This is a genomic window from Flavobacterium sp. KACC 22761, from assembly GCF_034058155.1.
In the GTDB taxonomy this organism is placed as follows: Bacteria; Bacteroidota; Bacteroidia; order Flavobacteriales; family Flavobacteriaceae; genus Flavobacterium.
On sequence record NZ_CP139148.1, the window covers coordinates 2,678,803 to 2,694,663 of the forward strand.

The 15,861-nt window shown below is 33.0% G+C and carries 11 protein-coding genes; 9 read left to right on the forward strand and 2 right to left on the reverse strand.

Features of this window, described 5'->3' with window-relative positions:
* Both SCB73_RS11620 and SCB73_RS11625 read left to right on the forward strand, forming a co-directional pair.
* Positions 1-1,509 carry a SusD/RagB family nutrient-binding outer membrane lipoprotein gene (locus SCB73_RS11620; RefSeq protein ID WP_320566414.1) on the forward strand — a complete coding sequence of 503 codons (1,509 nt, stop codon included), beginning with the start codon at positions 1-3 and terminating at the stop codon, positions 1,507-1,509.
* Between the two features lie 216 nt (positions 1,510-1,725).
* Positions 1,726-2,577 carry a nuclear transport factor 2 family protein gene (locus tag SCB73_RS11625; protein ID WP_320566415.1) on the forward strand — a complete coding sequence of 284 codons (852 nt, stop codon included), beginning with the start codon at positions 1,726-1,728 and terminating at the stop codon, positions 2,575-2,577.
* A gap of 32 nt (positions 2,578-2,609) precedes the next feature.
* Here the strand turns inward: SCB73_RS11625 and SCB73_RS11630 are convergent, their stop codons facing one another.
* Entirely contained in the window at positions 2,610-3,275 is a 666-nt protein-coding gene (locus SCB73_RS11630; RefSeq protein WP_320566416.1) for a ribonuclease HII, read from the reverse strand.
* A 558-nt stretch (positions 3,276-3,833) separates the two neighbouring features.
* Between SCB73_RS11630 and SCB73_RS11635 the strand changes: the two genes are divergently transcribed.
* The 7 genes from SCB73_RS11635 to SCB73_RS11665 all read left to right on the forward strand — a co-directional run bounded on the left by SCB73_RS11635 (position 3,834) and on the right by SCB73_RS11665 (position 14,262).
* Positions 3,834-6,938 (forward strand): SusC/RagA family TonB-linked outer membrane protein, encoded by a 3,105-nt coding sequence (locus SCB73_RS11635; protein WP_320566417.1) that lies wholly within the window; start codon positions 3,834-3,836, stop codon positions 6,936-6,938.
* A 10-nt stretch (positions 6,939-6,948) separates the two neighbouring features.
* On the forward strand, positions 6,949-8,496 hold the full coding sequence (locus SCB73_RS11640) for a RagB/SusD family nutrient uptake outer membrane protein (RefSeq protein WP_320566418.1): 1,548 nt from the start codon (positions 6,949-6,951) through the stop codon (positions 8,494-8,496).
* 178 nt (positions 8,497-8,674) lie between these two features.
* On the forward strand, positions 8,675-10,645 hold the full coding sequence (locus SCB73_RS11645; RefSeq protein ID WP_413927816.1) for a putative porin: 1,971 nt from the start codon (positions 8,675-8,677) through the stop codon (positions 10,643-10,645).
* 52 nt (positions 10,646-10,697) lie between these two features.
* Positions 10,698-12,059 carry a pyridoxal-phosphate dependent enzyme gene (locus tag SCB73_RS11650; RefSeq protein ID WP_320566420.1) on the forward strand — a complete coding sequence of 454 codons (1,362 nt, stop codon included), beginning with the start codon at positions 10,698-10,700 and terminating at the stop codon, positions 12,057-12,059.
* 79 nt (positions 12,060-12,138) lie between these two features.
* The gene (locus SCB73_RS11655; protein ID WP_320566421.1) at positions 12,139-12,621 is read left to right on the forward strand and encodes a 3'-5' exonuclease; all 483 of its coding nucleotides are present in this window, start codon (positions 12,139-12,141) and stop codon (positions 12,619-12,621) included.
* 76 nt (positions 12,622-12,697) lie between these two features.
* Positions 12,698-13,969, forward strand: coding sequence for a DUF2851 family protein (locus SCB73_RS11660; RefSeq protein WP_320566422.1), 1,272 nt, complete (start codon positions 12,698-12,700; stop codon positions 13,967-13,969).
* 65 nt (positions 13,970-14,034) lie between these two features.
* A complete protein-coding gene (locus tag SCB73_RS11665; RefSeq protein ID WP_026730439.1) occupies positions 14,035-14,262 on the forward strand; it encodes a PspC family transcriptional regulator in 228 nt (75 codons plus the stop codon).
* A gap of 51 nt (positions 14,263-14,313) precedes the next feature.
* On the opposite strand, the gene SCB73_RS11670 is transcribed toward SCB73_RS11665, so the two are convergent.
* Positions 14,314-15,786, reverse strand: a complete 1,473-nt coding sequence (locus SCB73_RS11670; protein ID WP_320566423.1) for an APC family permease — start codon at positions 15,784-15,786, stop codon at positions 14,314-14,316.
* Positions 15,787-15,861 lie beyond the last annotated feature (75 nt).

Consider the following 15,861-nt stretch of genomic DNA (forward strand, 5'->3'; position numbering starts at 1 on the left):
ATGAAAAAAATACTCGTATTAATAGCGATGATTAGTGTTGCATTTTCTTGCAGTAACGATCTAACTGATATGAATGTGGATCCTAAAAAACCAACAGTTACTAAAGCTGAATATTTGTTTACCAATGCAGAAAAAAAGCTTGTAGATCAAATGGTAAGCACTAGTGTAAATTATAATGTTTTTAGGCTTTTTGTGCAACAATGGACAGAGACAACCTATCCAAACGAAAGCCAATATGATCTAACAAGCCGTAAAATACCTGATAATCATTTTACAGTTTTATACAGAGATGTACTTGCAGATTTTAACGAAGCTAAAATTATGATTAATCAAATAGCAGCAGTGACGGATACAGATCTTGCTGTAAGGCAAAACAAACTAGCACTTATTGATATATTAGAAGTTTATACCTACAGTATATTAGTGGATACTTTTGGGAATGTACCATATTCTCAGGGGGGAGATATCCAAAAATATCCTTTACCAGCATATGATGATGCCAAAACAATTTATAAAGATCTTGTAAAACGTTTGTTTGAAGCGCAAAGTATATTGAAAAAAAATGCTTCAAATGTGAATTTTGGAAGCGCGGATATTATTTATTCAGGGGACGCCTTGAGCAATTTAAAATGGGCAAAATTTGCTAATTCGCTTGTGATCAGATTAGCTGTAAACATTTCTGATATTGAACCTGATTATGCTGCAACTCAAATTAAAGATGCATTGGCTAATGGAGTTTTATCAGGAAACGCAGATAATACAAAATTAACGTATTTATCAACAACAGGAAATCAAAATCCGCTTTATACTGATTTAGTTCTAAGCGGTCGAAGTGATTTTATTCCAGCAGATACATTTGTAGAAGCGATGGATCATGTTGTGCCTGGAGGTGATCCGAGAATGGTTAAATATTTTGTCAACGGAAGTCCTAAGCCCGTTCTTCCAGCAGGCAGAACTTTTATAGGAGGAACTTATGGAGAGGCAAATGTGTATACTTCTTATTCTCATCTTACTACTGCTTTCAATAATCCTTCATTTGCTGGAACAATATTCGATTATGCAGAGTTGCAGTTTTTACTGGCTGAAGCAGCAGAAAAGAATTTAATTCCAGGCGGATCGACTCAAGCAGAAAATTATTATAATGCAGGAGTTACTGCTTCAATGCTTGATTGGGGATTAACAGAAGCAGATGCATTGGCTTATCTTGCAAAACCTACTGTGAAATATTCTAGTATTCAAAGTGGTGAAACTTGGAAGCAGAAAATTGGCACACAAGCCTGGTTTGCTCTTTATAATAGAGGATTTGAGGCTTGGACTTCCTATAGAAGATTGGATTTCCCTATTTTACAATCGCCGACTTCTGCTGTTAATAAAGGAATTTTGACAGTTCCTGTTCGTTACACATATCCAGGTAAAGAGCAGTCTGTAAATACCACTAATTATTCAAAAGCATCCAGTGATATTGGAGGAGACAAGTTGAACACCAAACTGTTTTGGGATAAATATTAGAAAAGCCAAAATTCTTGATTGTTAGAGGATATTTGTATTAAAAACCTGTTCATGTTTTGAACAGGTTTTTTGATTAGAAAAAAAGGCGATAATAAAAAATGAACAATTAGCCAGAACTTGCAATAAATTATCAAGATAGTTTATGGTTTTCTTTGGTATTTATGCTAAATTTGGTTGTAATGTTATGAAATCCTAATTATTCTAATGTAAAAGCTCATGAGAAAACTTTACTTACTTCTTTTCCTTTGCATGCTCAACAGTCTTTATGCTCAAAAAAAAGATAAATTATACCCAATTACTGCTTACGAAAAAGCATGGCAAGAAAAAAATAGTGATGCTAGGTTAAAAATGATCAAGTCGATTTGGTTGGAAGACAGTACTTTTGAAGATCCTTCTGCTTCTGTAAAAGGAACTGTCGCTTTTAATAATGTAATCACCGAATTTTATAAAAAATTCCCAGATGCGGTTTTGACCTCTGGCGCAAAAATCGTAAAAGACAATTATGTAACATGGGAATGGAAAATTGTCGATTCAAAAAATAAGCTCATAATGGCAGGCCGAGATTTTGCCCGCTTGAATGGAAAAGGGCAAATAAGTAAAATAATCGGCTTTTGGGACAATTCAGCAACTTTGTCTGAAACGGATATTTTAAAAAATCTTGAAGCAGATAATCTTAAAGTTGTTGCAAAATATTATGAATGTCTTTTTAAAACAAGAGATTTTGATGCCATGGCAACTTTAATTGAAGATGGAGCAGTTTACACTCAGGCGACCGGACTTCCTTACGGCGGTACTTTTGTAGGTTTTGCTGAATGGACAAAAATGTTTGCAAAATCTGCAGAGTTTTTTGATTTGCAAATAGAGAAAGAACCAACATATTTTAGCGATGCTTCAAAAAATGAAGTAAGCATTTATTTCACTATAAATTGCAAATCCAAAAAATCGGGTAAAAACCTTTCAATGCCAATTTCGGAACATTTTGATTTGAAAAACGGAAAAATTACAGCGATCAGACCATTTTATTATGATACCAAGCAATTTGCAGAGTTCCTGAAAAGCAAAAAATAAAAAAAGCGACCTTAATATATAGGTCGCTTTTTTTATTCAAAAAAATCCAGAGTCAGTTGATCAGGCAAAAGTCTGAAACTCATTCGATGATATTTTGTGGTTCCATATTTTTTAATGGCTTCTCTATGTTCCTTGGTTGGATAACCTTTATTTTGTTTCCAATTGTACATTGGGAATTCTTCGTGAATTTGATCCATATATTCGTCGCGATATGTTTTTGCCAAAACAGAGGCGGCGGCAATACTCAAGAATTTTGCATCACCTTTAATAATGCTTTGATTTGGGATTGATTTTAATAATTCAATTTCAGTAGATGAAAATTGTTTTCCAAAAGTATTTTTAAGTCCGAGTTTTGCATTCAACGAACGATTTCCATCTACAATGATATATTCGGGCACCTGTTTTAATTTTAGAATACATTCCTGCATTCCTTTCATGGATGCATTGAGAATGTTTATTTCGTCAATTTCTTCCGGAAATAAATGTGTGACCGCAAAACAGACCGCTTGTTCTTCAATTATAGGTTTTAATAGCGCTCTTGTTTTTTCAGACAATTGTTTACTGTCGTTCAGAATGGCGTTTTCAAAATCTTCCGGTAAAATTATCGCTGCAGCTGTAACAGGTCCGGCAAGACAACCACGGCCAGCTTCATCGGTTCCGGTTTCTAAAATAAATCCTGAGAAATTTTTTTTGAGCATTTTTAGGCTTTTTTTGAATAGCAAAGATTGCAAAAAAATCAGCAAATTGATAAAATAGCGACTAAATTTAAGTATAAAGGTTTAATTGGGTTAATAAATTTTATGATTTACTGACATTTTTTAACGGCAATTTCCGATGTTTTTTACACTTTATCTTAATAATTTTGGTCGTTAAGTTATTTTTTTTGAATTTTTTGAATAACTAAGATTAAAAAATCATTAGAAAATTAATGTTTTTGGGTATTAAGCTCTTGTTTTTGTCAAAAGTTCAAAAAATATTGTCAAATTAAAGAACTTAATAAAAGAAATTGGAGTTTTTTATGAGTTTTACTGTTGGATTTTTTCAAATGTTAAAATTTGCTAAAATTTAACAGACTGAAAGAATGCTGTTTTGTTTGTTTTTGAAAGAAAAATAGTATTTAAAATTAAAAATAGTTACATTTTATTAGAATGCATTAAGCTTTTGTTAATAATGTTGCGGAAATTTAAATTGAAATAGTTTGTTATTTTAAGAAATAATTAAGATGTTTGTCGCATACTAATTCAAAATAAATTAAAATGAAATTAAAATTTAAATGGATTTTTACGCTCCTTGTAGCGTTATCTATGCAGTTTTCTTTCGCTCAAGAGAGAACTGTAACTGGAAAGGTATCTGATAAAACAGGTGTTATTCCAGGAGTAAATGTTCTTGTGAAAGGATCTAAAACAAATACTCAGACAGATTTTGATGGAAGTTATTCTATTAAAGCAAAGACTGGTGATGTTTTGGTTTTTTCATATGTTGGTATGAACAACAAACAAGTTACTGTAGGAACTTCAAATACAGTAAACGTTGAAATGGAATCTGAAGCACAATTAATGAATGAGGTTGTCGTAGTTGGTTACGGTGTTCAGAAAAGAAAAGAGGTTACAGGTTCTATTTCTAAAATTGCAGGTAACGACATCGCTAACTTAGTAACTCCATCTTTTGAAGGAGTATTAGCTGGTAGAGCAACTGGAGTACAAGTTGTAACTAACAGTGGTATTGTGGGTGTTGCTCCAAAAATTAGAATTAGAGGTATTGCTTCTATTTCTAGTGGAAGTGATCCATTAATCGTAGTAGATGGTGTGCCAATTCTTTCTGGTGATATCGGAGGTGTTGCAAATACAAACGGTTTAGCAGATATCAACCCAGACGATATCGAATCATTCGACATCTTGAAAGATGGTGCTGCAACGGCTATCTACGGATCTAGAGCTGCGAATGGGGTAATTTTGATTACTACTAAAAGTGGTAAAAAAGGAACTTTAAAAGTTAATTTCTCTTCAAATTTTGGTGTTGCAAGTGCAGCTAAAAAATATGATCTTTTACAGACTCCTGATTTCTTAACAATTGCAAACGAAAAAAGAACTAATAGAGGACAAGCTCCATGGGCTGTTGGAAGTACTTATAATACAGACTGGCAAAGTGCTGTTTTAAGAAACGCACCTCAAATCACTAACAACTTAGCGTTCAGTGGTGGTTCTGATAAAACTAAATACTACTTATCTTTAGGTTATACTGATCAAGATGGTATCAACTTGTCAAATAGCATGCAGAGATATTCTGTAAGAGCTAATATTGATCAAGATATCAATAAATGGTTAAGCATTGGTACAAACTTAAGTGTTTCTAGAACTGAGTACAATGGTTTAAATACTAGTGCTAGTGGACTTTCTGGTAATATCTTCAACACAATCAGACAATTACCTAACGTGCCAATTTATGATGCTGCAAACCCAACAGGATATAACTTAACATTACCGTTAAGCACAAATACAGTTGGTAGATGGGATAATACTGATCCAGTAGGAGATAACATTACAAATATTATTTATGTATTAGATCATAATAAATATTACTCAAAAGTTAACAGAACATTGTTAAGCATTTTTGCTAATGCAAAAATTACTTCTGATTTAACTTATAAATTACAAGTAAGTGCTGATAACTCTATCACTGGTGGATTACAATACTGGAATCCTATTCACGGTGACGGACGTTCTAGAAACGGTTACCTTTACAATGATAATACAGAATACTTAAGATGGAACTGGCAAAATATCTTGAACTACAAGCATACTTTTGGCGAAAATCATAACGTAGGAGCTACAGCTGTTGCTGAGTACCAAAAACAGAGATACCAAAATTTCTGGGGATCTGGAAGTGATATTATCAGTGATTTCTTCAACAAAAACTTAGTTACTAACTCATATGTTACTAAAGATTCAGGTGGATCTGTTACTGAAAACGGTATCATTTCTTACTTAGGACGTTTTACATATAACTATAAAGAGAAATACTTTATTCAAGGTTCTATCAGAAGAGACGGTATTTCTAAATTAAGTGCAGATACAAGATGGACTAACTTCCCTGGAGTTTCTGCAGGTTGGACAGTTTCTAAAGAAGATTTCATGCAAGGAATCAGCAATACACTTTCTGATTTCAAACTTAGAGCATCTTACTCTAAAGTTGGAAATACTGAAATTGGAAACTACCCATACATGGACTTAACAACTGGTTCTCCTTATGCAACTGCAAATGGTATTGGATATTTCCAATTTGGAAATCCTCAATTACAATGGGAATCTAGTGAGAAAATTGACTTCGGGGCTGATTTCGGATTATTCAATAATCGTTTGACTATCGGTTTCGATTACTACAGAAACAATATCGATAAATTAATCTTGGCTGTACCGGTTTCTCCATCATTAGGGGTTCCGTTTAACACAACAAACAAAAATATTGGTAAATTGTATAACCAAGGTTTAGAGTTCGCTGTAGCTTACAAAGCTATCAACAACCAAAACTTCAAATGGGATGTGTCTTCAAACTTGACTTTGTCTAAAAACGTAGTTACTGACGTATTTAATGGTCAAGATATCATTGGAGGATCTTCTACAGATACTAACATTGCACCAAATATCATTATCAGACAAGGTGAATCAATGAACTCTTTATATGGTTTCAGATATTGGGGAGTTAACAAAGCAAATGGTAACCCAGTTTACTATAAAGCTGATGGTAGTTTAGTTCAAGGAAACATTCCAACATCTACTTACTATGTTTACGATCCAAACAATCCAGCTGCTTTAACAACTCCAGCTACTTTAAGTGCTGCTACTGATAAAGTAATTTTAGGTAATACATTACCAACTTACTATGGTTCTGTATCTTCTAGCATGAAATACAAAAATCTTGATTTCGGATTTATGTTCAGATTCAGTGGAGGAAACAAAATTTTCAACTCTACAAGAAGAGAGTTGATGAACCAAAACTTCAACAACAACGGAACAGAGATTTTAGGAAGATGGCAAAGTGTTGACAATCCTGGAGACGGATGGACTCCAAGATTATGGGCAAGTTCAAATACATTTACTAACCTTTCTGGAAACGCGAGTTCTCGTTTCGTAGAAAAAGGAGATTTCATTTCTTTAGATAACATTAGCTTAGGTTATACTTTACCTAGAATCTTGTTAGATAAAATTCAAGTAGAAAACTTCAGAATCTATGTTCAGGCTCAAAACATCTGGTTGATTTCTGATTACAAAGGTATTAACCCTGAAATGGAAACATCTGGAGTAGATATCAATGGAACTCCACGTTCTAAAGTTATATCAATGGGAATAAATGTTAGTTTATAATATGAAAAATATGAAAAATATAATAAAATCAATTTTACTTTCTGCAGTAGTACTTGGGATGAGCTCATGTACTGAAGAAAAGATCTTAGACCTTGTACCTATAAATAACGTTCCGACTGACCTAGCTTTTACAACTCCAACATATATCGAAACTTATATGGCTGGTGTGTATAACGCTGCAGCGATTGGTACTTATAACAGTGGTACTTCAAATGGTGGTAGAGGATACGTATGGGGAGCTGCTTTTGTTGAGCAGGGAGAATGTATGGGAGAAGATGCAGTAAACAATGCTACTTTCTACCAGTTAACATATACTCAAACTTACGATCCAACATCTGCAAATAACGTTTACTACTGGGTTGACGGTTACAGATTAATCAACAGATGTAACTTAATGATCGAAGGAGTTAATGACGCTGTAAAAAAAGGTGTAATTACGAAAGCTGTAGGTGATGACTATATTGGTCAATCTAAATTTTTAAGAGCGATTACACATTTTGAATTATTGAATTATTTCGCAAGACCTTACAACCACACTCCAGGAGCTACACATTTAGGTATTCCTTACAGAGAAGTTGGTGTAAATACTCAAGCAGAAATTGATTCTGAAAATGCAAAACCTAGAAATACTGTAGCAGAATGTTATGCTAAAGTACTTGCTGATTTAGATGACGCTGAAAAATTAATTACAACTGCAACTATTTCAAGAGCATCTAAAAATGCTGCGATTGCTTTCAAAACGAGAGTTTATCTTCAAAAGAGAGACTGGGCAAATGTAGTTGCTGAAGGAACTAAATTAAATGGTAAATATACTTTGACTGCTAAGCCAGGTGATCCATTCGTACCAGCTAGTAACTTAACAAACTCAGAGTCTATTTTCTCTATCGCTCACTCTGCTACTTCTAACCCTCAGGTTAATGCTGCATTAGCAAGTATTTTGAACAGTAGAGCTTTAGTTAACATTAGCCCTATTATCTGGAGAGAACCAAGATGGTTAGCTAATGATAAAAGAAGAGAAGAAGGTGTTATGATCAAAACTGTTGCTGGTAGAAAATACACTAACAAATATTCTGATATTGTTAACTTGACAGATGCTGCTCCAGTGATTAGATATGCTGAGGTTTTATTAAACATGGCTGAAGCACAAGCACGTTTAAATACTCCTGCTAGTTTAGCTTCTTCTTTGGCTTTATTGAACCAAGTAAGAAACAGATCATTAGCTAATCCTGCAACTGAAGCTTATACTGCAGCTACTTTAAATACGCCACAAACTTTAGTTCCTGCGATCCTTATTGAAAGAAGAATCGAGTTTTTAATGGAAGGACGCAGATGGTCTGATATCCACAGATTACAAAATGATGATATTGCTCCAATCAACGGTATCCCTGCAAAACTTGCTAATGCTGCTCCAGCTGCTGCATTATACACTTTAGGAACTCCTTACACAGGTCCTTACGGTGTACCAGCTTTGCCTTATACTGATTACAAATTTATTTGGCCAATACCACAAATTGAAATGAATACAAACCCAGGTTTAGGACAAAACCCTAACTGGTAAGAAAATAAATATTTTGATTTTTTTAAAACCCTCAATCATTTTTGATTGGGGGTTTTTCTATTTGCAATATATTGTGATAAAAATTCTGCAATCACACTGATTTGTTTTTTTATACGTTTTTATCTTTTACCTTTGCTTGACTAATTTTGTCGATTATAATTTCATATAAAACAATCAAATGAGAATACTCTTTTTTCTATACCTAATAATAATGCCCGCCTTATTGTTTTCTCAAGAAAAAAACACTCCAAAAAATAATTTGGATATGAATACAAAGTATTCTAGTATTACTGATACGGTAAAAAAGAAAAAATCATTAGTGGCTAAAATTGAGCAATATCAGATTTTTACTTTAGAACACGATACAACTTATGCAGATACGTCTTTAACATTAAAAAGTGCTTACAGACAAAATTATCTTCGCAAAGATTATTTTGGACTTTTGGAATTCTCAAATATCGGGCAGACGTTTAATACATTGCAGTATAGTTTGAATAGTTTTTCTCCGTATCCAGAAATTGGTTTTGCAGGCAAACATTTTGATTATATGCAGCCGTCGGACATTAAATATTACTCAGCACCAACTCCGTTTACCGAATTGTTTTTTAATACCACTATAAATAAAGGACAAAACGTAGATTCGTTTATCACATTGAATACTTCAAAAAATCTGAATTTTTCAATTGCATATAGAGGTTTGCGTTCAGAAGGAAATTATATCAATCAAATGGCTAGTGTGGGTAATTTTAGATTTACGACAAGTTATGCGACTACCAATAAAAGATATATCTTGAATGCGCACGTAACGTTCCAAGATGTGACAAATGAAGAAAATGGCGGAATTACAAGACCAGAGGATTTTGAAAGCGATAACCCTGATTATAAAAATCGCCAACGATTACAAGTTTATTTAACAGATGCTAAAACATTATTAAAAGGCCATCGTTTCTTTTTTGATCACGCCTTTAGAATTAATCCAAAAGATGCCGATAACAATTTGTATGTAACGCATCAATTTAATTACGAATATAAAATTTTCGAATACAAACAACCGACGGTTTTATCTTCAGTAGGTAATGTCACAAATGTGCAGCGTTTTGGAGAATCGTACGTGACCAGCAATATAAACGACAGAACTCGTTTTGAAAAATTATATAACAAAGCGGGACTTGCTTACGAAAATTCACTTTTAGGGAAGTTCTATTTCTTTATTGATGACTACCGATCAAACTATGAGTATAACAGAATTATCGTAAAAGAAGACGGACATATAATTCCGAATAATTTGTTTTTGCAGATTAATAATGTTGGTGGACAATATGAATATCAAAAAAACAAATGGAATGGGCGTTTCTTATACACTAGATCGATTACAAACCAGTCGCTTTCTGATTTGGATGCAAGATTGAAATACAATTTAAACAAAGATTTTCAGTTTGATTTTAGCTATCGCAATATCAATAAGTTGCCTAATAACAATTATAATTTGTACCAAAGTAGTTATGTAGAATACAATTGGTCAAATAATTTTAAAAACGAAAAAATCAATCAGCTTGGAGCAAATGTTTACACGCCTTGGTTGAATGCCGAAGTTCAATATTCTGTATTAAAAGATCATTTGTATTTTGCTGACGTTTCAACGTCAGGACAAGCTGCGGTTCACACTCAAATTATAAATCCGGCTCAGTACGGAAACATAATTAATTATTTTTCTATAAAAGCAAATAAAGAATTCAAGTTTGGAAGATTCGGTTTTGACAATACGCTTTTATACCAAAAAGTAGATCAGTCTGAATTGATCGTGAACGTGCCGGATTTTGTGACCAGAAATACATTATATTATTCTAGCTACTTTTTCAAAAAAGCCCTGTTTATGCAAACCGGACTTGTTTTTAATTATTTTACGAAATATTACGGAAATGATTACAATCCAGTAATTGGAGAATTTTTTGTTCAAAACACCAAGGAAATTGGTAATTATGCAAGATTCGACTTTTTCGTAAATGCAAGAATTCGTCAAACGCGTTTTTATTTAAAAGCAGAACATTTTAATTCTGCGTTTTCTAAAAACGATTATTATGCGGCGCCTAATAATCCTTATCGTGATTTTCTTATCCGATTTGGTTTAGTTTGGAACTGGTTCGAATAAAATTTGAGCCTTGATTTATTTTTTTAAAACCAAATATTAAATTACAATAAAAATGGACTTTTCAAATAATATTTTAGAAACAATAGGCAATACGCCGCTTGTAAAGCTCAACAAAATTGTTGCTGAAATTGATGCGTTAGTATTGGCAAAAGTCGAAACTTTTAATCCAGGTAATTCTGTAAAAGACAGAATGGCTGTTAAAATGATTGAAGATGCTGAGGCTGATGGAAGATTGAAACCTGGAGGAACAATTATTGAAGGAACCTCTGGAAATACAGGAATGGGATTGGCACTTGTTGCGATCGTTAAAGGATATAAATTGATTTGTGTTATCTCTGATAAACAATCAAAAGAAAAAATGGATATACTTCGCGCTGTTGGAGCTAAAGTTGTAGTTTGTCCTACAGATGTTGAGCCAACAGACCCACGGTCTTATTATTCGGTTTCAAAACGTTTAGCTGAAGAAACGCCAAATTCTTGGTATGTGAATCAGTATGATAATATGTCAAATTCATTGGCACATTACGAGCAAACTGGACCAGAAATCTGGAAACAAACCGATGGAAAAATTACACATTTTGTTGTGGGTGTTGGAACGGGAGGAACTATTTCAGGCGTTGGAAAATACTTAAAAGAGAAGAATCCAAATATCAAAATCTGGGGAATTGACACTTATGGTTCTGTTTTCAAAAAATATCATGAAACGGGTATTTTTGATGAAAACGAAATTTATTCTTATATCACTGAAGGTATCGGCGAAGATATTTTGCCTAAAAATGTTGATTTTTCTTTAATAGATGGTTTTACCAAAGTTACAGACAAAGATGCAGCAGTTTATACGAGAAAAATTGCACTTGAAGAAGGAATTTTTGTTGGAAATTCTGCTGGAGCTTGTATCAAAGGATTGCTTCAATTAAAAGAGCATTTTAAGCCAGACGATGTTGTCGTGGTTTTATTTCACGATTCTGGAAGCCGTTATGTTGGAAAAATGTTTAATGATGATTGGATGCGCGAACGCGGATTCTTGGAAGAAAACGTAACTAAAGCTGAAGATGTCATCAAAGATCATATTGACAAAGAATTGATCGTAGTGCGTACAGAAGAATTAGTTTCACATGCCATTGAGCGTATGCGTAAATATAAAATTTCGCAAATTCCAGTTGTTGATATTAATGGATTTGTCGGTTCTGTTGATGAAACCGACTTATTTAGAAGTTATGTCGCCGATAAAAACGTTGCCGAAAAACCAATTAAAGAAGTAATGGGAAAACCATTCCCGATCGTAAAAATGGGAACTCCAATCGAAGAAGTGTCTAAACTTTTCTCAAAAGAAAATGACGCTGTTTTAGTTGATTTAGGCAATGGGCATCACCATATTATCACGAAATATGATATCATTGGTTCAATAAAATAAGACTTTAAACATAGAATTTATCCATAAATCTGATTACTATTGTAATTGGATTTATGGATTTGTTTTTTAAAAATAGAATATGAATTTTACCGCAATAGATTTTGAAACCGCAACAGGTTTTCATCCGTGTTCCGTTGGAATTGTTACGGTGCAGAACGGCGTGATTGTCGATGAATTTGTCACTTTGATAAAACCACCCAATAATATATACAATCCGTTTACGATTCAAGTGCATGGAATTTATCCGAGAGATACCGTTAATGCAAAATCGTTTAAACAAGTTTATCCAGAAATCGAAAAAAGACTAAAAAATAGAGTCGTAGTGGCTCATAATGAAAGTTTTGATCGAAATGTGCTGGTAAAGTCAATGTTGGCAAATGGCTTGAATTATGAGGATTTGAATATTGCCTCAAAATGGGAATGCACTGTGAAAATTTACAAGGCAAAAGGTGTAAAACCTACAAAACTAAGTGATTGTTGTCGTGAAATGAATATTAAATTAAATCACCACGAAGCATTGTCAGATGCACGAGCGTGCGCAAAATTATATATGTTGCGATAAAAAAGCGCATTTACTTGTAGGAATAATATTATTTTTTAATTATTTTAGGTCTTGTAATTTTTATAAAGACTTAAAAATGAAAGAAGATTTTCTTCATTATCTCTGGCGTTTTAAAAAGTTTGATACTTTGAATTTAAAAACGGCCCAAAAAGATGAACTTGTTATTTTTAAGACAGGTGATTATTTAGGACTTTCTGGCCCTGATTTTTTTAATGCACAAATTAAAATTGGAGATCAAAAATGGGCTGGAAATATTGAAATTCATTTAAAATCCTCTGATTGGTATTTGCATTATCATGAAAAAGATGTGGCTTATGAGAATGTAATTTTGCATGTGGTTTGGGAACATGATACTGAAGTTTTCAGAAAAAACAATTCTGAAATACCTGTTTTGGTCTTAAAAGAGTATGTTTCTACAGAAACGATAAAAAGTTATAACGCACTCGTTTCGGTTAAGTCATGGATATTTTGTGAAAGACAACTTAAGGAAATCGACAACTTTGTTTTGAAAAATTGGCAAGAAAGACTTTTTTTCGAAAGACTGGAACGCAAATCACAATTTATTTTTCAATTATTAGAAGAAACCAATCAAGATTGGGAAGCAGTTTTGTTTTGCATGCTGGCTAAGAATTTCGGACTTAATACAAACGGAAACTCTTTTTTTCAAATGTCAAAGGCAATTCCTTTTTCTGTTTTCAGAAAGGAAAGTTTTGAAATAGAAAATCTCGAAGCATTGCTTTTTGGAATCTGTGGTTTGCTTGACTCAGAGAAAGAAGATGTTTATTTTAAGGATTTAAAATTTAGGTATTTTTTTCTGCTTCATAAATATAATTTGGAACGAACTTATGTTGATCCAGTGCAGTTTTTTAAGCACCGACCAGATAATTTTCCTACTATTAGGCTTTCTCAATTGGCCAGTCTGTATTTTAATTGCCACAATTTATTTTCGAAGATAATCGAACTAAAGTCAGCAGAAAGTGTTTATAAGTTGATGGAGGTTTCGGTAAGTTTATATTGGGAGAATCATTATCAGTTTGATAAAGAAAGTCCTAAAAAGGCTAAAAAGCTTTCAAAATCGTTTATCGATTTATTGATTATAAATACGATAATTCCATTGCAGTTTGCTTATTCAAATATAATGGGCGAGACAATTGCTGAGGATTTAATCGACTTTATGAATGATGTTTCGGCAGAGAAAAATTCGATAATTGAAAAGTTTGAATCCTTTGGCATAAAATCAAAAAATGCGTTTGAAAGCCAGACGCTAATCGAACTCAAAAATGAATATTGCAATCATAATGCTTGCTTGAAATGTGCAATAGGAATGGAGTTGCTCAAAAATAATTAGCGAATTAGAAAATTTGATAATTAGATAATTCCTATTTTTGTAAATCTAAAAATCTAAAATAAAAAATGTCAGCAATTTTAAAGCTTAAGTTTTTCTTCGAAAAATATGGATTTCATGTTTCGTCAAGACTAGCAGACAAACTCGGAATGCGTGTAACGAATGTGCGTTTGTTTTTTATCTACATTTCTTTTGTTACTGCCGGTTTAGGATTTGGAGTTTATTTGACTCTTGCTTTTTGGATTCGACTAAAAGATTTAATTCGCTCAAAAAGAACATCAGTATTTGATTTATAAAAAAAGCTCCAATTTTAAAATTGGAGCTTTTTTTATAACTAGAATTGAAAATTATTCAACATCTGCATTTGTGTTGTTCAATTTTGATCTTCTTTTGCTATATCCAAAATAAACCAAAATACCAATCACTAACCATCCAAGAGACAATAATTGAGCATCAATACTCAAATTGATAATCAAATAAGTATTAATCGCGATTCCTAAAACAGCTATAACCGGCAAAGCAGGAACTTTAAAAGTTCTGTTTAATCCTGGTTGTTTTACTCTTAAAATCCAAACAGCGATACAAACCATTGTAAAGGCAAACAAAGTACCAAAACTTGTCATATCTGCTAATTTATTGATTGGAGTAAAAGCTGCAACAGTTGCAATAATACCACCTAAGATCATTAAGTTTGTTTTTGGAGTTCCAGAAATTGGGTTAACTCTTGAAAAAACTTGAGGAATTAAACCATCTTTAGACATTCCTAAGAAAATTCTAGATTGTCCCATAATCATTACCATCAATACTGAAACTAAACCAATAGTAGCAGCAACAGTGATTATAAATCCAGCCCAGCCTTGTCCAGCAATATCAAATGCATAAGCAACAGGAGCTTTAATAGCTTCAGGATATTTTCCTAGCGGGTTGAAATCTTGGTAGTTCATCATTCCTGTTAATACTAAAGAAACAAGAATATATAAAGTTGTACAAATTAATAAAGAAGCAATAATGGCAAAAGGAACATCTTTTTTAGGATTGATTGCTTCACCAGCTTGAGTCGAAACAGCATCAAAACCAACATAAGCAAAGAAAATCGCAGCAGCTCCAGAAACGATTCCTCCAATTCCATAAGCATTGTGAGTAGTTTCTTTTTCAACAATTTGAGTAGCTTCTGGAATAAAAGGACTCCAGTTTGCAGTATTGATGAAGAAAAGACCAGCTACAATTACAAAAATTACAGCAGATACTTTAAGGATAACTATCGCATTATTTGCTTTTGCAGCACTTTTTGTTCCTTTAATTAATAATGAAATAACTAAAATTACGATACAAAAAGCAGGAAGATTCATTGAGAAACCTTCTCCTGTATAACTCGCAGGATCTGTTGTAAGCCATTCAGGGAGTTTAATGTGAAACATTTTCAGCAATTTATTAAAGTATCCTGACCAGGAAACGGCAACTGTCATGGATCCCATTGCATATTCGAGAATTAATCCCCACCCAATAATCCAGGCAAAAATTTCACCAATTGTTCCGTATGCATACGCGTAAGCAGAACCTTCAACTGGTAAAATTGATGCAAACTCAGAATAACAAAGAGCGGCAAAAACACAGGCAATACCTGCAATAATGAAGGAAATAGCTAATGCTGGACCTGCATGATAGTAAGCTCCCGTACCAGTAAGAACAAAAATTCCACCACCAATGATAGCACCAACTCCAATGGCAGTAAGGCTCCATTTTCCAAGAACTCTTTTTAAATCACTTTTTTTCATATCGGCTTCAAAAGCAGATATAGGTTTAACTCTCCAAATTGACATATAATTATATTGGTTTATTGTTATTAAGCTCCAAATGTATTGTTTTTTGTAAAAAATAAAAACAATTATAGAGTT